Origin of the sequence: Agrobacterium sp. GD03872, from assembly GCF_029840625.1 — a bacterium.
Lineage (GTDB): Bacteria > Pseudomonadota > Alphaproteobacteria > Rhizobiales > Rhizobiaceae > Agrobacterium > Agrobacterium fabrum_A.
The window spans coordinates 632,223-652,497 of sequence record NZ_JAOCCY010000003.1; the positions used below are offsets into that span (position 1 = coordinate 632,223).

Here is a 20,275-nt window from a genome sequence, read left to right on the forward strand (position 1 = left end):
GGGTGACGGAGGAGAGGTTTCAAACTCTCGCATGGCCGGAGCAATCCGGCCATTTTTCTTGGCCACCCCGGCAATAGCCGGTTCCCGCCACCGGCGCGATCCGCTAGAGCTTGATCGATCACGATCATGCGGAGGGATTCATGCTGGAACTGATTTGGCGCGGCATTGCCATGGGCATTGGCGGCACCGTATTCATGGATATATGGGCGATCATATTGCACCGGTTTTTCGGCCAGTCCGCGCCCAACTGGGCGCCGGTCGGCCGCTGGTTCTGGCATGTGCCGAAGGGCAGGATATTTCACGACAGCATTGCAACGGCGACACCCTATGAGCACGAACTGGCGCTCGGCTGGATTTCGCATTACGCCGTCGGAATCCTCTATGGCATCATTCTCGCGCTGATAGTGCCGGCCGCATGGTTTGCCAATCCGTCCTTCATCCAGCCATGGATCGTCGGCATCGTCACGGTCGGCGCAGGCTGGTTCCTGCTGCAGCCGGGTCTCGGCATCGGCTGGGCGGCGTCGAAAACGCCCAACCCCACCAAGGTCCGTGTTCTCAACCTCGTTGCCCACACGGTCTTTGCGCTCGGCATGTATGCCGTGGCGCTTTTGATGGGCTGAATGAAAAGGGGGCTGAAAAGCCCCCTCTCCCGTCTGCTCAGATATTTGCCGAGAATGTGTCGCAATCCTCGACGCGACCGCTCTGGAAACCGCGCTTGAACCATTCCGTGCGCTGTGCCGAGGTGCCGTGGTTGAAACTGTCAGGCACCACATAGCCCTGCGTCTGCTTCTGCAGCGTGTCGTCGCCGATCTGGTGGGCGGCATTCAGCGCTTCCTCAAGGTCGCCGGTTTCGAGAATGCCCTTCTGCTCGGTGAACTTGCCCCAGATACCGGCATAACAATCCGCCTGAAGCTCGACCCGCACCGACATCCTATTGGCATCCACCTGGCTCATCGACTGACGGCGGCGGTTGAACTCCGGCAGGACGCCGGTCAGGTTCTGAATATGGTGGCCCACCTCATGCGCAATCACGTAAGCCTGCGCGAAATCGCCGGCCGCGCCAAAACGCTGGTCCAGTTCCTTAAAGAAGCTGGTGTCGAGATAGACCTTGCGGTCACCCGGGCAATAAAACGGGCCGCTGGCCGCCGAAGCGTAACCGCAGGCCGAAGACACCTGACCGGAGAACAGAACCAGCGTCGGTTTCTGGTAGGTCTCACCGGCGGCCTGGAAAATGCCGCTCCAGGTATCCTCTGTTTCGGCCAGCACGGTGCGAACGAAAGCTGTCGTGTCGTCCGACGACTGGCCTTGCGGACGCGTGCCCGCCTGCTGGCCGCCGGATTGCTGCGTCGTGCCGCCGCCATCCAGCGAAATATCGCCGCCCGAAAGCAGCGTCAGCGGATTGATGCCGAGCACCCAGCTTATCAGCAGGATAACCAGAATGCCGCCAATACCGATACCACCGCCGCGCCGCCCGATCGGCACACGCATTCCGCCACGGGAAAATGGGTCGCTACCGCTTGGCCCCGAACCCGCCGACATGCCACGCCGGTCCTCGATGTTGTCCGACTGGCGGCGCCCTCTCCATTCCATGCTATTCTCCCGGCGGATATCGCCTTAACAAGCTGCCTGATAACGGCACTATAATACATCTTGTTCCGGAAGAAAGCTTGGCCTCGCTCAGGCGGTTTGCCGTCTTTGCCTGAGAACGGCGACGAACAGGAAAACAAGCAGCAGGCTCCCGACTGAAAGCGTCAGCAAATTCGCGCCGCCATCGCCGAAAGCCACCTCATGCATCATACGCGTGGGAAGGAAGGTGAGGCCGCCCGCAACGACGATCCCGCCAAGATAGATGCCCTTCATCAGCCGCATATGATGCTTGATTTCCCCCCTGCGGGCGAAATAGATCGATTGCAGACAGCCATATATGGTGAAAATCGACAGAAGATGTATCGGGCTGAAACCGTAAAAGACATTCAGCCCATGTATGAAAAAAGTCGAAAACGATGTGAGAATCATCAGAACAACCCAGACTTTGCCAAGTAGCCGGTGAAAAGCCGTTCCTTTCGGAGAAAACAGAACCACCGCGCCGATGATGGCCGCGGGAATGACCGTCGCCACATGCAGCTGAACAGCGAAAGGCGCATCTAGAAGAGGTTGAAGGGACATCTTTCCTACCCGGTTGAACTCGGCGGCAATTTCAGCCAAACAGGCTTTGGCTCAAGCGGAATGGCGCAAACGGCGGGAGAATTTCGTGAACGACACCGTGGTGCAATCCACGCTTCGCCAATTGCGGGCAATGGCGCGTTCCCGCCCGCTCTGGAGCACGTTTCTCGCTATCGTTTTTCTTTTCATCCTGACGGGTCCCTACGGGACGGGCGAGAAGATGACCTTCTGGCCAAGGGCTACCTACTGGACCCTGCTGCTGGGCACGGGCTGGATCATCACCACCAGCTTTTCGGCTTTCGCCAATGCCGCGCTGGCGGCGAGGCTTTCAAGCCCCCTCGCCCGGATGATGGCGGGAGCAATCGCCGCCGCCCTGCCAATCGGCGCCATTATTACATTCGCCAACCACGCGTTTTTCGCGCAGCCCATCGACGTCGCCTCGATAGGCGAGGATGCGCGGGCGGCCCTGCCGCTTTGCCTCATATTCTGTTTCCTGAGCTGCCTGACGGCCGGCTCCGCAAACCAGGCCGAGCAGGCGGCGGAGACGGAAGCGGAAACCACGCCGGCGTCATCGGCCGGGGAACGTGCCGCCATTCTGGATCGTCTGGAGCCGGAACGGCGCGGAACGTTGCTGCGCCTTTCCGTGCAGGATCATTATACCGAGGTGGTGACGGCGCGGGGACGTCAGCTCGTTCTTTTGCGTTTTGCCGATGCGATGAAGGAAACCGGCGATACGCCGGGATTGCAGGTGCACCGGTCGCACTGGATTGCCGATGCCGATGTCGTCTCGCTGCGCAGACAGGCCGGTCGCCTGCATCTCCTAACGGGAGACGGCACGGAAGTTCCCGTCAGCCGTTCCCATGCGGCGGCGGTGCAGGCCCGTTTTGCCGCCCGCGCCCCGGCCCGTTAAGAGTTTCTGTCGATTCCGGAATTTATGGGGTTCCGTTCTCAAAAACATTTGCCTATAAGCCGCTTCTAGCCTGAAAACATTTGAATTGCGCTCCCCGGCCGGTGATCTTCCACCCTGGCCGGTGTTTTGCGCAACCGAAAAGCGGAACGAGAGAGCCCATGCCGAAGCGCCAAGATATCAAGTCCATCCTCATCATCGGCGCGGGACCGATCGTCATCGGCCAGGCATGTGAATTCGACTATTCCGGCACCCAGGCCTGCAAGGCGCTGAAGGAAGAGGGTTACCGGGTCATCCTGGTCAACTCCAACCCGGCTACCATCATGACGGATCCGGGCCTTGCCGACGCCACTTACGTCGAGCCGATCACGCCGGAAGTCGTGGCGAAGATCATCGCCAAGGAGCGCCCGGACGCGCTTCTGCCGACCATGGGCGGCCAGACCGCGCTCAACACCGCGCTTTCTCTCAAGCGCATGGGCGTTCTCGACCGTTACAATGTGGAAATGATCGGCGCAAAGCCCGAAGCCATCGACATGGCTGAAGACCGTGCCCTCTTCCGCGAAGCCATGGCCCGCATCGGCCTTGAAACTCCGCGCTCGATGCTCGCCAACGCCACCGAAATCAAGGACGCCGACCGCAAGAAGCACGAGGCGGCGCGCACCGAGCTGAAGGGCAAGCTTTCCGGTCCCGATCTCGACAAGGCGCTGGACGACCTCGAAAACCAGTGGAACCTCGGCGAAACCGACCGCAAGCAGCGTTACATGGCGCACGCCATGGCGATTGCCGCCCAGGCCATCGACCATGTCGGCCTGCCGGCCATCATCCGCCCCTCCTTCACGCTCGGCGGCACCGGCGGCGGCATTGCCTATAACCGCTCGGAATTCTTCGACATCGTCTCGGGCGGTCTCGACGCCTCGCCGACGACCGAAGTTCTGGTCGAAGAATCGGTTCTCGGCTGGAAGGAATATGAGATGGAAGTCGTCCGCGACAAGGCGGACAATTGCATCATCATCTGCTCCATCGAAAACATCGATCCGATGGGCGTCCACACCGGCGACTCGATCACGGTTGCACCGGCGCTGACCTTGACCGACAAGGAATACCAGATCATGCGCAACGCCTCGATTGCGGTGCTGCGCGAGATCGGCGTCGAAACCGGCGGCTCGAACGTTCAGTTTGCCGTCAACCCGAAGGACGGCCGCCTCGTCGTCATCGAAATGAACCCGCGCGTCTCGCGCTCCTCGGCTCTCGCTTCGAAGGCGACCGGCTTCCCGATCGCCAAGATCGCCGCCAAGCTCGCCATCGGTTATACGCTCGACGAGCTGGAAAACGATATCACCGGCGGTGCGACGCCTGCTTCGTTCGAACCATCGATCGACTATGTCGTCACCAAGATCCCGCGTTTCGCCTTCGAGAAATTCCCGGGCGCTTCCCCGATCCTCACCACCGCCATGAAGTCGGTCGGTGAAGTCATGGCAATCGGCCGCACCTTCGCGGAATCGCTGCAGAAGGCGCTGCGCGGCATGGAAACCGGCCTCACCGGTCTCGATGAAATCGAAATCCCCGGTTTCGAGGAAGGCGAAGGCTCCAAGAACGCCATCCGCGCCGCCATCGGCACGCCGACGCCGGACCGTCTGCGCATGGTCGCCCAGGCGCTGCGCATGGGCATGACCGAAGAAGAAGTCCACGAAAACTCCAAGATCGATCCGTGGTTCATCGCCCAGTTCAAGGCCATCGTCGACATGGAAGCCCGCATCCGTGAGCATGGCCTGCCGCAGGATGCCGAAAACCTGCGTATGCTGAAAGCCATGGGCTTCTCCGATGCCCGCCTCGCCAGCCTCACGTCCAAGCGCCCGAAGGAAGTGGCCGAGCTGCGCAACAGCCTGAATGTTCGCCCGGTCTTCAAGCGCATCGACACCTGTGCTGCCGAATTCGCCTCGCCGACCGCTTACATGTATTCGACCTATGAAATTCCCTTCGTCGGCGCAGCCCGCTCCGAAGCGCAGGTTTCGGATCGCAAGAAGGTCGTCATCCTCGGCGGCGGCCCGAACCGTATCGGCCAGGGCATCGAGTTCGATTATTGCTGCTGCCATGCCGCCTTCGCGCTGAAGGATGCCGGCTTCGAAGCGATCATGATCAACTGCAACCCGGAAACGGTTTCCACCGACTATGACACCTCCGATCGCCTCTATTTCGAGCCGCTGACGGCGGAAGATGTGATCGAGATCATGCGCGCCGAACAGGAAAAGGGCGAACTGGTCGGCGTCATCGTGCAATTCGGCGGCCAGACCCCGCTGAAGCTGGCCGAAGCGCTGGAAAAGAACGGCATCCCGATCCTCGGCACTGCGCCTGACATGATCGACCTTGCCGAAGACCGCGACCGCTTCCAGAAGCTGCTGATGAAGCTCGATCTTGCCCAGCCGAACAACGGCATTGCCTATTCAGTCGAGCAGGCCCGCCTCGTCGCTTCGGAAATCGGCTTCCCGCTGGTCGTTCGCCCGTCTTACGTTCTGGGTGGCCGCGCCATGCAGATCATCCATTCGGAAGGCCAGCTCCAGACCTATCTGCTCGACACGGTTCCGGGCCTCGTACCCGAGGACATCAAGCAGCGTTACCCGAACGACAAGACCGGCCAGATCAACACCCTGCTCGGCAAGAACCCGCTGCTGTTCGACAGCTACCTGACCAACGCCGTGGAAGTGGACGTCGATGCGCTGTGCGACGGCGAAAGCGTCTTCGTCTCGGGCATCATGGAGCACATCGAAGAAGCCGGCATCCATTCGGGCGACTCGGCCTGCTCGCTGCCGGTTCGCTCGCTGTCGAAGGAAATCGTCGACGAGCTGGAGCGCCAGACGACGGCGCTTGCCAAGGCGCTCAATGTCGGCGGCCTGATGAATGTGCAATACGCCATCAAGGACGGCACGATCTACGTTCTCGAAGTCAACCCGCGCGCCTCGCGCACCGTGCCTTTCGTGGCGAAGACCATCGGTGCGCCGATCGCCAAGATCGCCGCCCGCGTCATGGCCGGCGAGAAGCTCGATCCGGCGATTGCCGCTTACGGCGAGAAGCCCGATCCGCGCAACCTGAAGCACATCGCCGTCAAGGAAGCCGTCTTCCCCTTCGCCCGCTTTCCCGGCGTCGACATCCTGCTCGGACCGGAAATGCGCTCGACCGGCGAAGTCATCGGCCTCGATACCGATTTCGCGCTGGCCTTCGCCAAGAGCCAGCTCGGCGCCGGCGTCGACCTGCCGCGCTCCGGTGCGGTCTTCGTCTCGGTGCGTGACGAGGACAAGGAAGGCGTTCTGCCCGCCATCCGCATTCTCGTGGAAAGCGGTTTCAGGGTGCTGGCGACCGGCGGCACCCAGCGTTTCCTTGCGGAAAAGGGCATCAACGCCGAAAAGATCAACAAGGTGCAGGAAGGCCGTCCGCATATCGAAGACGCCATCCGCAACCGTCAGGTCCAGCTCGTCATCAACACCACCGACAGCAACAAGGCGATTTCTGACAGCAAGTCGCTGCGCCGCGCGACGCTGATGCAGAAGGTGCCCTATTACACCACGATGGCCGGCGCGGAAGCCGCAGCGCTTGCCATCAAGGCGCTGAAGGCCGGCAATCTGGAAGTGAAGCCGCTGCAGAGCTACTTCCAGTAAGCCTAAAACGGCAAAGCCCGCAAAATTGAAACCGGAACGCCGCGGACCCCCATATCCGCGGCGTTTTGCATCGCGTAATCCCGCTGCAATCCGTTGTGGGTATCAAAAAGACATCATTCCCACGCGAGGTCCACGATGTCTTTTCCTGCACCTGAAAAATCCGCTTCCGCCAGCGGTCACGTCATTTCCCTGAACTCGAAGCTGCGGAGTTGACCATGGCTGGACGTCCACCAGGCCCGGAGCGCGTGGCCTTTCCGCTGCGGATCGAACCCGCAATATTGAACGAAATCCGCCACACAGCGAGCGATGAGCTGCGCAGCATCAATGCCCAGATCGAGATACTGCTGAAGGAAGCCCTACGGCATCGCGCAGCAATGGACGCCAGCACGCCAGGAAACTAACTGAAGGCGGCTTGCCGCAGAAAACGAGTGCCGCTAAGCGGCCAGCGCCTCGCGCACGCAATTACGCCCTTCGGTCTTTGCCCGGTAAAGCGCACGATCCGCCATTTCGGCGAGCGTCTGGAGATCGCAGCGCATCTCGCCGGTGGCGGCAACGCCGATGCTGATGGTCACGCCGACACGCAGACCGCCGCAATCGACCTCGGTTACCGCGATCGCATCACGAATACGTTCGCCGATCATGCAGGCTTTGTGAACGCCGGCGCCCGGCAGGAAAATGATGAATTCCTCGCCGCCGTAGCGCGCCAGCACATCGCCGCCGCGGATGCTGCCGCCGATGCGCTTCGCTACTTCCTGCAGCACGCTATCGCCGACGGCGTGGCCGAAACGGTCGTTGATCGACTTGAAGTGATCGATATCGAGCAACATGGCCGCGTCGGCAGGGTCCGGTGTCGCAGGCATGGTCTGAAAGAAGAAACGCCGGTTCTTGACGCCCGTCAGCGGATCGGTGTTGGCGAGAACCAGCAGTTTCCGCTCCGAACGTTCGGCCACCAGCATCATCACGAACAGGGCGATGGCGAAGTTCAGCATGATGATGAAGAAAAACGCATTGACCAGATTGAGAGTGGCATAGTCGGGGAAAAGCACGCTTTTCATCACCGTCAGCGAAATCAGGCCGGAGACGCCGGTGATCGCGGCCAACGCCAGGCGCGAAAGCAGCGGCTCCCTGCGCCACCCGGCAAGAAGCACCCACGCCCCGGCGAGATAGGCCAGCGACGCGCAGCCATTGAACAGCGCCGCGCGAAACGCATTATCGTCCGCCACCTGCTGCGCGACGACGATTGCCACGACGGCAATGATGCAGACTGGAAGGACAATCCGTCGGCCGACCGAGCGTCCGTCACTCAACGTCTTCAGGCCGAGCCAGATCAGCGCATAACCGACAATACCGAAAACGACGCTGCCGAACCGCCACAAAGTCGGCGACAATATTCCCCACTCCCCATAACCTGCAAGCGTGGAGCCGATCGTCATCGACACGAATCCCGCCGCAAGAGGGATGGGACCGCGCAAACCGCGATTGGTCATTTTCAGATAGATAAAACTCAGAAGCCCAACGATGTAAGAACACTTCTGCATCAATATGACTGTTGCAAGGTCGAGTTCACCCAGCATAATATGTCCACACTGTAAATAAAATTCAGATAATTCTTTTATTGCGCAATGTATAAAATTTCAACAAAAATAACTGATAAACAACAAGTAAAAAATATTTCCGTAATATAAGATGAAAATTAAAAATATACATATAATAAACAAAATTAAATTATTCTAATTCTCTTATAAGCCCCATATCATTTCTGAAGTGTAACATCTCCGCTTCTTTCACCAGCCCATCGGCAAGGCGCAGGAGATAGGACGGGTGCACGGTAACAAAAAGCGCCCGGCCCTCCCCCATCGGCAAAGGGCGCCCCCGAATCTCCTTGACGTTTTCCTTGCCGCCAGTCAGCGCATAAAGCGCCGTTGCACCCATGGCAACGATCAGTTTCGGTCGAATAAGCGCGATTTCCTGATTGAGCCACCAGCGGCATTGCTCCACTTCGTCCGCATTCGGCCGCTGATGAATACGCCGTTTGCCCCGTGTTTCATATTTGAAGTGTTTGACGGCATTGGTGACATAAAGCCTTTTGCGCTCGATGCCGACATCGGCAAGGGTCCGGTCGAAAAGCTGGCCGGCTGGGCCGACGAAAGGTTTGCCGGCGAGATCCTCGTGATCGCCCGGCTGTTCGCCAATGATCATGATTTTCGCATCCTCCGGGCCGGAGCCGAAAACTGTCTGCGTCGCGTTGCAATGCAGGGGGCAGCGGGTGCAATGGCCCGCCTGCCGCGCCAACGACGCGAGCGAGCCGTCCGGCGCCGCTTGTGATGTCTCGCGCGCGGCGGCGGCCGCCTGCAGGCGGTAGTGAAACGGCTGCGGCTGGCTTGCCGCCCTGGCGGCCATCTCAAGGACCCGCGCCTCCGCCCCAAGAACGAGACCGGGAATGAGATCGGCTTCCGGCAGGTTCTTCCAGTATTTCTTCGGCATCTCGGCCGTCATCGCTTTGACCTTGAGACGCGCCGGATTGAATATATTGGCATAATAGGTTCGCCAGAGCTCATCCGTCTCGTCCGTCAGATCAGGCTTCGCCGCCGCCTCCCGTGAGGTTTGCAGCTCGCTTCCATCCCATCGGGCGAACCCTTTCGGCGTGGCGATCAGCCAGTCCATATCGGTAAACCGTCGCTGGAAAAACGCGGCAGTTCTTTCGACAATAAAATGATCCGGCTCGAACCAGGCCACGAACCGCCGTCGCCCGCCCTGCCCCTGCGGCAAGGGCAACTCCTTGAAACGGACAAAGGCCGTCATCTTGTGACAATCCCGACGCACCGATTTTTCGAGCAAGCGGGCCTCTGCAACATCCGGATCGGACTTGAATTGCAACAGGGCGCGATCCCGCTTCAGCCGCCACAATAACCGGTAAAGCAACGCAAACCGGCCGGGATCGCCGTGGCAGATGACGGCCTGCGCCAGCGCCACGAACGAGGCCGGAACGGAAACCTGCCCATTGCCGGCATCGACCGTCGGCAATGGCTCGCCGGCGAAATCCAGCAGCCCCGCCCCGTCATCCCGCAACCACCAGTCAATCGTCTCCGGCCGAATATCGGCGGCAAGAGCCGCACGCGCGGCATCACGCCACTCGCCGAAATCGCCCCGCCCTTCCAGAACCGGACCATACATCACAACAGCAATAATTGTTCAGGCTGTGGTGCAAACATCGCCCGCAAATCCGGCCGCTCGGTCAGCTTGCCCGGCGTCCAGCCCTCGGCGACGATGAAAGCCTTCACCTTTTTCAGGGAAACGCCGAAACGCGCGATATCCTCCAGCCGCAGCCGCCGGAACCGCCGTGACGATAGAACGGAGGCCACCGTCTTGGTGCCGAAACCGGGCACACGCAGCAGCATTTCCCGATCCGCCGCATTGATGTCCACCGGGAAACGGTCGCGATGTCTCAGCGCCCAGGCGAGTTTCGGGTCGATATCGAGATCGAGCATGCCGTCGCCGCCGATTGCCGTTATCTCGTTGATATCGAAGCCATAAAAGCGATACAGCCAGTCGGCCTGATAAAGCCGGTGTTCCCGCATCAGCGGTGGCTTGATGAGCGGCAGGTTTTTCGACGAATCAGGAATGGGGCTGAAGGCCGAATAATAGACACGCCGCAAACCGTAGCTGCCATAAAGCCGGGCGCTGGTGGAGAGAATGGTGCTATCGTCAGCGCCATCGGCCCCGACGATCATCTGCGTGCTCTGCCCGGCGGGCGCAAAGCGCCTGGTCTTGCGTGTCCGGACGGTCGGCTCCCCGGCCTCCTCGATCTTCAGGCGGATATCGGCCATGGAGCGGCGAATATTGACGGGCTGCTTTTCCGGCGCGAAACGGCCAATGCCGCTATCGGTCGGCAATTCGATATTGATCGAAAGACGATCGGCATAAAGCCCCGCCTCCTCAATGAGCCCGGGCGATGCTTCGGGAATGGATTTCAGGTGGATATAACCGCGAAAACCATGGGTAACGCGCAGTTCCCGCGCCACGCGCACCATCTCCTCCATCGTATGATCGGAGGAACGGATGATTCCGGAGGACAGGAACAGCCCCTCGATATAGTTGCGCCGGTAAAACTCCAGCGTCAGCCAGACCACCTCTTCCGGCGTGAACCGCGCCCGCTCGACATTGCTGGAGGAGCGGTTGATGCAATAGGCGCAATCATAGATGCAGAAATTGGTGAGCAGGATTTTCAGGAGCGAGATACAGCGCCCGTCCGGCGCATAGGCATGGCAGATCCCCGACCCTTCCGTGGAGCCCAGCCCGCCCGACGCTGCGGAGTTGCGTTTCACCGTGCCGCTGGATGCGCATGAGGCGTCGTATTTTGCTGCGTCGGAGAGAATGGCCAGCCGTTGCCTGATCGACTTCTTCATGACGATGTTCACTATATGTTCTATTGACTGATGTCAATCATAGCGACTAGTTACTTGATTCTATGGAGAAATTTCAGCACCTCAAATTTGCTGGCATTTCGCTGTCGTCTTCTGATATAGTCGGCTCAGTTATGATTTTGGCATGGTTCCGGAGTTCCTCTCCGGAACCTGTTTCTTTTTGTGTCTGCAAGTAAAGCGACCGGAATGCGAAGGATAAAAAAATGGTAGAAAAAGTACCGATGACTCAGGGTGGATTCGTCAAGCTGCAGGAGGAGCTGCGCTGGCGCCAGCAGGAGGAACGCCCCCGTATCATCGAGGCGATTGCGGAAGCGCGCGCCCATGGCGACCTTTCGGAAAACGCCGAGTACCATGCTGCCAAGGAAGCCCAGAGCCACAATGAAGGCCGCATCACCGAACTCGAAGACCTGACCGCACGTGCGGAAGTCATCGATCTTTCCAAGATGTCGGGTTCGAAGATCAAGTTTGGCGCCACCGTCAAGCTGGTGGACGAGGACAGCGATGAGGAAAAGACCTATCAGATCGTCGGCGACCAGGAAGCCGATGTGAAGGCCGGCCGCATCTCCATCTCCTCGCCGATTGCCCGCGCCCTGATCGGCAAGGAAGTCGGCGACAGCATCGAAGTCAACGCGCCGGGCGGCGCCAAGGGTTACGAGATTCTCGCGGTACAGTGGGGCTGATGCCCTCACGTGCAATGCGCCCCATGCGGGCGCATTGCTTTTTCTGACGTATTGATTCCCCAGATTAGCCGCAAAGACGGAAGCCCATCTTGTCCCACGTCAGCCTGAAAGATGTGCAGGTGCTTGCGCCGAACTTCAAACGCAGGCTCTCCGGCGTCACTTCCACCATCGTTCAGCTGATACCCGTGCAGAACCGGATGGGACAGAAGGTGGCCACCATCGGCCCCGGCCTGCCGCCGCATCTGCCGCATGTGCGTTTTCGCGATCTCTGGCGTCTCTGGCAAAATGGTCCATTCGGCGGCCCGCGCATCTGGCATGCCCGTCGCAACCTGGAAATGCTGCCGGGCATCATCATGCGTGACGTGCTGCGCATGAAGGTGAAGCTGCTCTTCACTTCTGCTGCCCAGAGGCGGCATTCCGCCTATACCCGCTTTCTGATTTCCAAGATGGATGCCGTGGTTGCGACCAACGCCCGCTCCGGCTCGTTTCTGGAAGTGCCCCACCGCGTCGTCATGCACGGTGTCGATACCGGCCTCTTCCACCCGGCCACCGGCCCGGAAGACACGATCGCGGCAACCGGCCTGCCGGGACAATATCTGATCGGCTGTTTCGGGCGGGTGCGTCACCAGAAGGGCACCGATCTCTTCGTGCGCGCCATGATCGAACTCCTGCCCGACTACCCGCAATGGACGGCCGTGGTCTCCGGCCGCGTGACGGCGGAACACAAGGCCTTCGGCGATGCGCTCAAGGCCGATGTCGCCGCAGCCGGCCTTGCCGACCGCATCGTATTTCAGGGCGAAGTCGATGACATCAAGCCCTGGTACCGGCGGCTGACGTTCTATGTCGCGCCATCGCGCAACGAAGGTTTCGGCCTGACGCCGCTCGAAGCCATGGCCTCCGAGACGGCCGTTGTCGCCAGCAATGCCGGCGCTTACGAGGAAATGATCGTCACGGGCGAGACCGGGGCGGTTGTCGATGCGGGTGACTATGCCTCGCTGAGAGAGGCGATAAAGACCTATCTCGCCAATCCCGCTCTGGCCAAAGCCCACGCAGGCGCCGGGCTTGCGCATGTGCGCAGCACTTTTCCACTGGAGAAAGAAGCGACAAGTCTCGGCGAAGTCTATGATGCATTACGGCGGGGGTAACGCCCCCGAAGCCGACAAACAGCCTGCCGATCAGATTTCCACGAGGCCGACGCGCTTGACCTGACGGATGGTCAGCATGGTGCGCACGGTATCGACATTTTCGTCCGCCGTCAGAACCTCGATGACGAAATCCTGAAACTCGGTCAGGTTCTTGGCCACGCAATGCAGCAGGAAATCGCTTTCGCCCGACACCATCCAGGCCTGCCGCACCAGCGACCATCCGGCGGTTGCCGCCGCAAAGGCTTTCAGATTGCTGTCCGACTGGCGCTTGAGACCGATCATGCAGAAGGCGACGAGGTCGAAACCGAGCTTCGGGGCGTTCAACATGGCGTGATAACCCTCGATCACACCCGCTTCCTCCAGCTTGCGGACGCGCCGGAGGCAGGGCGGCGCGGAAATGCCGACCCTTTCGGCCAGTTCCACATTGGTCATGCGCCCGTCGCGCTGCAATTCGCGCAGGATTTTCAGATCGATGGCATCGAGTTCGACGCTGGTCACGGAGGAGTACCTCGTTAAGCTGTGGAACTTCCTTGTACTATTCGGCGCAGGATTCGCAACATTATGCCACCGCCCGGTCACAAAATTGCGCGCGCATCCACAACTGCCTTGTTGGTAACGCAAGGCTGCCCTTGAATAAAGGCACTAGACAACCTTAAATACCGGGCAACGAAGGGGTTGCGGCCCGTCCGCCGTCTTGCGGCTGCAGGGCCCCGGTGCTGAATGGCCCCGTTATTGAAAGGAACATTCCATGTCTGCCCGCCATACCAAGGTATTGATCATCGGCTCCGGTCCCGCCGGTTATACTGCGGCGATCTACGCGGCCCGCGCAATGCTGAAGCCCGTGCTGATCGCCGGCATGGAACAGGGCGGTCAGCTGATGATCACCACTGACGTCGAGAACTATCCGGGCTTTGCCGATCCGATCCAGGGTCCGTGGCTGATGGATCAGATGCTGAAGCAGGCGACGCATGTGGGCGCGGAAATCGTCAGCGACCTCGTCACCGAAGTTGACACCACGACCCGGCCTTTCGTGGTCAAGACCGATTCCGGTCAGGTCTGGACGGCTGATACCCTGATCATCGCCACCGGCGCCAAGGCCAAGTGGCTCGGCATCGAGAGCGAGCAGCATTTCCAGGGCTTCGGCGTTTCCGCCTGCGCCACCTGCGACGGTTTCTTCTATCGCAACAAGGATGTGATCGTGGTCGGCGGCGGCAACTCCGCCGTGGAAGAAGCGCTGTACCTCGCCCATATCGCCAAATCGGTCACCGTCGTGCACCGCCGCGACAGCTTCCGCTCGGAAAAAATCCTGCAGGAACGGCTGTTCGCCAAGGAAAACGTCAAGATTCTCTGGAACACGGAAATCGCCGAAATTACCGGCGCGCCCGCAAAGCCGCCAATGCCGCCTTCCGTTTCCGGCGTGAAGCTGCGCGACACCAAGACCGGCGCGATCAGCGAATTCCCCATCGACGGCGTCTTCGTCGCCATCGGCCATGCGCCGGCGGTCGAGCTCTTCAAGGGCAAGGTGAAGCTGAAAGACAACGGCTATATGTGGACCGCCCCCGATTCCACGGCGACTGACGTCGAAGGCATTTTCGCGGCCGGCGACGTCACCGACGACATCTACCGTCAGGCGATCACCGCCGCCGGCATGGGCTGCATGGCCGCGCTGGAAGCGGAACGTTATCTCACCGCGCAACAACCGCTCGCGGTCGCAGCGGAATAACCGAAAGGCAGGATAGGCATGGCAATGCCATTGGACTGGGATAAACTGCGCATTTTTCATGCCGCAGCCGAAGCGGGGTCTTTCACCCATGCTGCCGACAAGCTGCATTTGTCCCAGTCGGCCATCAGCCGCCAGGTCAGCGCGCTGGAGCAGGATGTCGGCGTCAAGCTGTTCCATCGCCATGCCCGCGGCCTGATCCTCACCGAACAGGGCGAATTGCTGTACCGCACCGCCCATGACGTGCTGCTGAAGCTCGAAACCGTCAAGATGCAGCTCACCGAAACGACGGAGAAGCCGAGCGGCAAGCTGCGCGTGACGACCACCGTCGGTCTCGGCCAGGGCTGGCTGACGGACAAGGTGCAGGAATTCCTGCAGCTCTATCCGGAAATGTCGATCCAGCTCATCCTCGACAATGAGGAGCTTGACGTGAACATGCGTCACGCCGATTGCGCCATCCGCCTGCGCCAGCCGCAGCAGTCGGACCTCATTCAGCGCAAGCTGTTCACGGTACACATGCACGTCTATGCCGCGCCGTCCTACATCAATCGCCATGGCGAGCCGCAGTCGATCGAGGATCTCGACAATCACCGCATCATCTCCTTCGGTGAACCGGCGCCCAATTATCTGCTTGATGTCAACTGGCTGGAAAATGCCGGGCGCTCTTCCGACAATACGCGCACGCCGCATCTTCAGATCAACAGCCAGACCTCGATCAAGCGCGCCTGCCTGCTGGGAATCGGCATCGCCTGTTTGCCTGACTATATCGTCGGTCGCGATCCGGGCCTTATCCAGCTATCGCTCGCCGCAGATATTCCGTCCTTCGATACCTATTTCTGCTATCCCGACGAGATGAAAAACGCTGCAAAACTGAAAGCCTTTCGCGACTTCATCGTCGCCAAGGCGCGGAACTGGAACTTCTGACGTTAAAATAGTCGGCGTCCGTTTATAGCGTTCAATTTCAATAAATTAACCAACAAGACACCCGGGTGGCGCGCTTGCGCCGCCCGGGAGCATTGCACATAAAATATACCGGAAATATCGAGGGCTGCGTGGTGCGCATGCCTGACCTGCACAAAAAAGAGTTGTTTCGTGCACAAAAAAGCACCATATCGCTCTCAGCTGATGCACACGGTGGCTTTTCCTCCCAGTTCCACCGCATCAGCTGTTCCCCTCTGGAGGTTTTTGACCTTCACACTTAAAGGGCCCTGGATCCATCCGGCGGCCCTCTTTTTTTACCCGCAAGAATTTTCCCCAAATTGGCGAAATATCGCATGATGCAACCTTGTTTTGCATTATTCCCACACCCATATTTTAGTCAGCTGTCACGCTCGCCCAAGGCACGCGGCAGCTGTTCCCCTCTGGAGGTTTTGACCTTCAAACTTATCAGGCCGCGGAAATATCCAGCGGCCTTCTTTTTTGGAAATGCCTGCCCGCCCCCCTTTCGATCCTCACAGAGACGTGACTTGTATATCGATAATGACCGATATAAATATCGGGCATGCCAGATATTGAAGAAACACCGATGAACCCGGAGGAAATCCTCAAAGCCCTTTCGCACCCCGCAAGGCTGAAATTCCTGGAATGGCTGAAGTCTCCGGAAAGTCACTTCTGCCAGGAGCATCCCCTCAGCATGGGCGTATGCGCCAACCAGTTTCAGATCAGCGGCCTGTCGCAATCCACCGTCTCGTCGCATCTGGCGGTGTTGCAGGCAGCCGGCCTCATCAGGTCGAAGAAGGTCGGACAATGGGTGTTTTTCGAACGTAGCGAGGAAACCATCGACGCCTTCCGCAATTATCTGCAAGCCAATCTCTGAGCCTCCCAAGCTTTGAGCCCCGGGGTGTCGGACCGGAAACCGCAAGACGGTTTTCATTCCGGCACCCAGACAGAAGGACAGCGCGTCCCCCGCGCAGTTTTGCCAACCGACCAGAAAGTGAAGTCGCATGACCAGTCTTTTCGAACCGGCACAGGCCGGCGATATCGCACTCGCCAACCGTATCGTCATGGCCCCCTTGACCCGCAACCGTTCGCCGGGCGCCATTCCCAACAATCTCAACGCCACCTATTACGAACAGCGCGCCACAGCCGGGCTGATCGTCACCGAGGGAACGCCGATTTCCCAGCAGGGTCAGGGTTATGCTGACGTTCCCGGCCTCTACAAGCGGGAAGCAATCGCGGGCTGGAAACAGGTTACGGATGGCGTGCATTCGGCCGGCGGCAAGATCGTCGCGCAAATCTGGCATGTGGGCCGCATTTCCCACACCTCGCTGCAGCCGCATGGCGGCCAGCCGGTCGCGCCATCGGCCATTCCCGCCAAGTCGAAGACCTATATCATCAATGATGACGGCACCGGCGCCTTTGCCGAAACCTCCGAGCCCCGCGCCCTCACCATCGACGATATCGGCCTTATCCTCGAGGATTACCGCAGCGGCGCCCGCGCAGCACTGGAGGCCGGTTTCGACGGCGTCGAAATCCATGCCGCCAATGGTTACCTGATTGAGCAGTTCCTGAAATCCAGCACCAACCAGCGCACCGACGAGTATGGCGGCTCGATTGAAAACCGCGCCCGCTTCCTGCTCGAAGTTGTCGATGCGGTGGCGGAAGAGATCGGCGCAGGCCGTACCGGCATCCGTCTCTCGCCGGTTACCCCCGCCAACGATATTTTCGAAGCCGATCCGCAGCCGCTCTACAATTACGTGGTGGAACAGCTCGGCAAGCGCAATCTCGCCTTCATCCATGTCGTTGAAGGCGCAACCGGCGGCCCGCGCGATTTCAACCAGGGCGACAAGCCTTTCGATTACGCCGCCTTCAAGGCCGCTTATCGCAATGCCGGCGGCAAGGGCCTTTGGATCGCCAATAATGGCTACGACCGTGAGAGCGCCATCGAGGCGGTTGAAAGCGGTAAGGTCGATGCCGTGGCTTTCGGCAAGGCTTTCATCGCCAATCCGGATCTGGTGCGCCGCCTGAAAAACGACGCGCCGCTCAACGAGCCGAACCAGCCGACCTTCTATGGCGGCGGAGCCGAAGGTTACACCGACTATCCGGCGCTTGCCTGATAAAGGATAAAGCAAAGACGCCGCACTGCCCGAAAGCGGTGCGGCGTTTTCTTTCAGCCCAGGCTTCGCGCCTGCCGCGCGGCAAAATCGGAAAACGCACCCATCACGAAGGCATTGGGCACATGCAGCGCCTGCAGGAACCCGTTGCCCGTTTCCCGGCCGATGCTCATCAGGGCCACCTGAAGACAATAGAGAGCAAGCAGTATCAGCGCCCGTGCAAGGTTCGGCCGCACATCTTCATAACGCAGCGCCAGCACGACCAGCGACGCGATGGGGACGGCGATGAAAATGCCGAGCCCCTTGTGCAGCGAAAGTAGCGATCCGTCATAATAGATCGACAGTCCGGCGAGCAGAACCTGCGCGAAGATCAGCACCGGCACGCTTGCCGAAATCACGGCAAACACGCGACGCCGGGCCGACATCCCATTCGCAACCGTGGCCATCACACCCTGCCCCCGGCATCGGCCGGATGCGGGAGGCTCGACGGCTGCGGCCTCTGTTCAAGGCAGCCGAGGCTCGCCAGTGTCGTCGCTACCGCGATGTCGATCGGTGTTCTGGGTTCCGTTCCGAGGAAATCGGTCAGCCTGCGATTGCTCATCCGGATCGGCATCTGCCAGAGATATTGCATTTCCAGCACTTCGCGGAACAGGGGAACGAAGGGGGCGGCCAATTTGATGCCCGACCAGGATAACTGCCGCCTCTTGACCGGATGACCGACAACCCGCTCGATGGCTTCAACTAGTTGCAACCCGTCGAAATCCCAGAAACCCTCCATGTGATAAACAGCGAAAGCCGGAAGCGCGTCCGCGCGATCAAGCAGCCGCCCGATTGTCTCCGCCACGTCAGGCAGATAGGCCCATTGATGCCCCGCATGGGGCGCTGCGGGATTCTGAACGCTGCGGACCGGCTTTCCGGGCCGCACCAGCATCTGCGAAAACCAGTTGTTTCTCGCGTCCGGCCCAAAGAAATCCCCGGCGCGGACAATCAGCACCGGCACGCCGCGCATCGACGCCATTTTCAGCCGTCGCTCCATCTCCACACGCAGCGCGCCCTTGCGGGTAAAAGGCTTTTGCGGGCTGTCTTCCGTCAGAAGCGGAAAGGCGTCCGTGCCAAAATTATAGACGCTGCCCGGAAAGACGATCCTCGCCCCGCAGGCCTCGGCGGCGGCGATGCTATTGTCCAGCATCGGCAGCACCTGGCTTTCCCAGTTGCGATATCCGGGAGGATTGACCGCATGGACGATGAGGCTCGCGCCTTTTGCCGCATCCATCACATCCTGCCGGTTCATGGCGTCCCCGGTCACTCGTTCGATGCCGTCCGTAGCGCCCGTTGACCCCCGCTGGCGCGTCATCGCCCTCACCCGCCATCCCCGTTGCTGCAGCATTCTGGAGACCTGACTGCCGACACCGCCATTCACCCCCAAAATCAGGGCCAGAGGCCGTTCATTCCGCGCTGCATTTGCGTTGTTTTCATATATCATCGCCGTACTCCTTGTTGTGGGCTGGAGTATCGTCCCGTTCCGCGATATACGAAATTATCGAAATGAGTGGAGCAGCTATACAAAATCTTATGACTAGAAACCGTGACATCAGCTGGGATTTTTATCGCACCTTCCTCAGCGTGCTGAGCGACGGTTCGCTTTCCGCCGCCGCCCGCGAACTCGGCATTACCCAGCCGACGGCGGGACGTCATATCGGCGCGCTGGAAGAGGCCGTCGGCTTTCCGCTGTTCATCCGCTCGCCGCACGGGTTGATGCCGACGGAAGCGGCGCTTGCGCTTCGCCCCTATGCGGAAAATCTCGCGGCGACGACCGCCGCCCTCATGCGCGCGGCCTCCGGCGAAGTCGGCAAGATCGAAGGCACGGTACGCATCAGCGCTTCCGATATCATCGGCGTGGAAATGCTGCCGCCAATCATCGCCGCCATGCAGGAGGTCCACCCCCGGCTTGAAATCGAGCTTTCGCTCTCCGATACGCTTGAAGACCTTTTAAGGCGCGAGGCGGATATAGCCATTCGCATGACCGAGCCGCAGCAGGATGCGATCGTCATGCGTTACATCGGCAATTTCCGCCTGGGATTTCATGCGACACGCGACTATCTGGCAAGAGCCGGCGCCCCGAAGAGCATGGAAGACCTGAACCACCACCGGATGGTCGGTTTCGACCGCAAGACGCCGTTCATCCGGGCGGCCATCCAGCGGATGCGCTCGCTCGATCCTGATATACCCGATATCGAGGAAATTTCCTTTGAAATCCGCGCCGACAGCAATCTCGCCCAGCTTGCCATGATCCGCGCCAGCGCGGGCATCGGCGTCTGTCAGATCGGCCTGGCGCGCAAGGACCCCCGGCTTGTTCAGGTGCTTCCGAAAGTCGACATCCCGCTCCACACCTGGGTCGCGATGCATGAAAATCTCAAGACCTCACCGCGATGTCGTGCCGTGTTCAGCGCCCTCGTCGAAGGTCTCAAGGGTCATCTCAAAGAAACCGATCCGGGCGCTCCGCCGAAAAGGCGCTAATGCCAATCCCGCATCG

The 20,275-nt window shown here is 60.0% G+C and carries 19 protein-coding genes; 11 read left to right on the plus strand and 8 right to left on the minus strand.

What is annotated here, in order from left to right; all coding sequences use genetic code 11:
- Window positions 1-140: 140 nt before the first annotated feature.
- Complete coding sequence (locus N5D22_RS10735) at window positions 141-620, plus strand: DUF2938 domain-containing protein (protein WP_279656352.1); 480 nt, start codon at window positions 141-143, stop codon at window positions 618-620.
- 37 nt (window positions 621-657) lie between these two features.
- On the opposite strand, the gene N5D22_RS10740 is transcribed toward N5D22_RS10735, so the two are convergent.
- Window positions 658-1,590 carry a neutral zinc metallopeptidase gene (locus N5D22_RS10740; protein ID WP_279656353.1) on the minus strand — a complete coding sequence of 311 codons (933 nt, stop codon included), beginning with the start codon at window positions 1,588-1,590 and terminating at the stop codon, window positions 658-660.
- 87 nt (window positions 1,591-1,677) lie between these two features.
- On the minus strand, window positions 1,678-2,166 hold the full coding sequence (locus N5D22_RS10745; protein ID WP_279656354.1) for a DUF2306 domain-containing protein: 489 nt from the start codon (window positions 2,164-2,166) through the stop codon (window positions 1,678-1,680).
- A gap of 130 nt (window positions 2,167-2,296) precedes the next feature.
- Here N5D22_RS10745 and N5D22_RS10750 point away from each other — a divergent pair, with 130 nt between their 5' ends.
- The 3 genes from N5D22_RS10750 to N5D22_RS10760 all read left to right on the plus strand — a co-directional run bounded on the left by N5D22_RS10750 (window position 2,297) and on the right by N5D22_RS10760 (window position 7,121).
- Complete coding sequence (locus N5D22_RS10750) at window positions 2,297-3,073, plus strand: LytTR family transcriptional regulator DNA-binding domain-containing protein (protein ID WP_279656422.1); 777 nt, start codon at window positions 2,297-2,299, stop codon at window positions 3,071-3,073.
- A gap of 158 nt (window positions 3,074-3,231) precedes the next feature.
- A complete protein-coding gene (gene carB / locus N5D22_RS10755; RefSeq protein ID WP_279656355.1) occupies window positions 3,232-6,720 on the plus strand; it encodes a carbamoyl-phosphate synthase large subunit in 3,489 nt (1,162 codons plus the stop codon).
- A gap of 215 nt (window positions 6,721-6,935) precedes the next feature.
- Window positions 6,936-7,121: a hypothetical protein gene (locus tag N5D22_RS10760; protein WP_279656356.1), complete on the plus strand. Its 186-nt coding sequence runs from the start codon at window positions 6,936-6,938 to the stop codon at window positions 7,119-7,121.
- Between the two features lie 33 nt (window positions 7,122-7,154).
- On the opposite strand, the gene N5D22_RS10765 is transcribed toward N5D22_RS10760, so the two are convergent.
- The 3 genes from N5D22_RS10765 to N5D22_RS10775 all read right to left on the minus strand — a co-directional run bounded on the left by N5D22_RS10765 (window position 7,155) and on the right by N5D22_RS10775 (window position 11,126).
- Window positions 7,155-8,294: a GGDEF domain-containing protein gene (locus N5D22_RS10765; RefSeq protein WP_279656357.1), complete on the minus strand. Its 1,140-nt coding sequence runs from the start codon at window positions 8,292-8,294 to the stop codon at window positions 7,155-7,157.
- A 151-nt stretch (window positions 8,295-8,445) separates the two neighbouring features.
- Window positions 8,446-9,894: a UdgX family uracil-DNA binding protein gene (locus N5D22_RS10770; protein WP_279656358.1), complete on the minus strand. Its 1,449-nt coding sequence runs from the start codon at window positions 9,892-9,894 to the stop codon at window positions 8,446-8,448.
- On the minus strand, window positions 9,894-11,126 hold the full coding sequence (locus N5D22_RS10775) for a putative DNA modification/repair radical SAM protein (protein WP_279656359.1): 1,233 nt from the start codon (window positions 11,124-11,126) through the stop codon (window positions 9,894-9,896). Before N5D22_RS10775 ends, N5D22_RS10770 begins: the two co-directional genes overlap by 1 nt.
- Window positions 11,127-11,347: 221 nt before the next feature.
- Here N5D22_RS10775 and greA point away from each other — a divergent pair, with 221 nt between their 5' ends.
- Together greA and N5D22_RS10785 are read left to right on the plus strand one after the other, a co-directional pair.
- A complete protein-coding gene (greA, locus tag N5D22_RS10780; protein ID WP_003522847.1) occupies window positions 11,348-11,824 on the plus strand; it encodes a transcription elongation factor GreA in 477 nt (158 codons plus the stop codon).
- A gap of 89 nt (window positions 11,825-11,913) precedes the next feature.
- Window positions 11,914-12,969 carry a glycosyltransferase family 4 protein gene (locus tag N5D22_RS10785; RefSeq protein ID WP_279656361.1) on the plus strand — a complete coding sequence of 352 codons (1,056 nt, stop codon included), beginning with the start codon at window positions 11,914-11,916 and terminating at the stop codon, window positions 12,967-12,969.
- Window positions 12,970-12,999: 30 nt separating this feature from the next.
- Here N5D22_RS10785 and N5D22_RS10790 read toward each other — a convergent pair whose 3' ends face one another.
- Complete coding sequence (locus N5D22_RS10790; protein WP_004430414.1) at window positions 13,000-13,467, minus strand: Lrp/AsnC family transcriptional regulator; 468 nt, start codon at window positions 13,465-13,467, stop codon at window positions 13,000-13,002.
- A 250-nt stretch (window positions 13,468-13,717) separates the two neighbouring features.
- Here N5D22_RS10790 and trxB point away from each other — a divergent pair, with 250 nt between their 5' ends.
- From trxB to N5D22_RS10810, 4 genes are all read left to right on the plus strand, one after another.
- Window positions 13,718-14,692 (plus strand): thioredoxin-disulfide reductase, encoded by a 975-nt coding sequence (gene trxB / locus N5D22_RS10795; RefSeq protein WP_279656362.1) that lies wholly within the window; start codon window positions 13,718-13,720, stop codon window positions 14,690-14,692.
- A 24-nt stretch (window positions 14,693-14,716) separates the two neighbouring features.
- Entirely contained in the window at window positions 14,717-15,613 is an 897-nt protein-coding gene (locus N5D22_RS10800; RefSeq protein ID WP_020011327.1) for a LysR family transcriptional regulator VtlR, read from the plus strand.
- Window positions 15,614-16,214: 601 nt separating this feature from the next.
- Complete coding sequence (locus N5D22_RS10805) at window positions 16,215-16,505, plus strand: metalloregulator ArsR/SmtB family transcription factor (RefSeq protein ID WP_279656423.1); 291 nt, start codon at window positions 16,215-16,217, stop codon at window positions 16,503-16,505.
- A 127-nt stretch (window positions 16,506-16,632) separates the two neighbouring features.
- A complete protein-coding gene (locus N5D22_RS10810) occupies window positions 16,633-17,745 on the plus strand; it encodes an alkene reductase (protein ID WP_279656363.1) in 1,113 nt (370 codons plus the stop codon).
- Window positions 17,746-17,798: 53 nt separating this feature from the next.
- Here N5D22_RS10810 and N5D22_RS10815 read toward each other — a convergent pair whose 3' ends face one another.
- Together N5D22_RS10815 and N5D22_RS10820 are read right to left on the minus strand one after the other, a co-directional pair.
- Window positions 17,799-18,188 carry a DUF6220 domain-containing protein gene (locus N5D22_RS10815; protein WP_279656364.1) on the minus strand — a complete coding sequence of 130 codons (390 nt, stop codon included), beginning with the start codon at window positions 18,186-18,188 and terminating at the stop codon, window positions 17,799-17,801.
- On the minus strand, window positions 18,188-19,225 hold the full coding sequence (locus N5D22_RS10820; protein ID WP_279656365.1) for an NAD-dependent epimerase/dehydratase family protein: 1,038 nt from the start codon (window positions 19,223-19,225) through the stop codon (window positions 18,188-18,190). Before N5D22_RS10820 ends, N5D22_RS10815 begins: the two co-directional genes overlap by 1 nt.
- A gap of 89 nt (window positions 19,226-19,314) precedes the next feature.
- On the opposite strand from N5D22_RS10820, the gene N5D22_RS10825 reads away from it, so the two are divergent.
- Window positions 19,315-20,259 (plus strand): LysR family transcriptional regulator, encoded by a 945-nt coding sequence (locus N5D22_RS10825; protein WP_279656367.1) that lies wholly within the window; start codon window positions 19,315-19,317, stop codon window positions 20,257-20,259.
- Window positions 20,260-20,275: the final 16 nt, after the last annotated feature.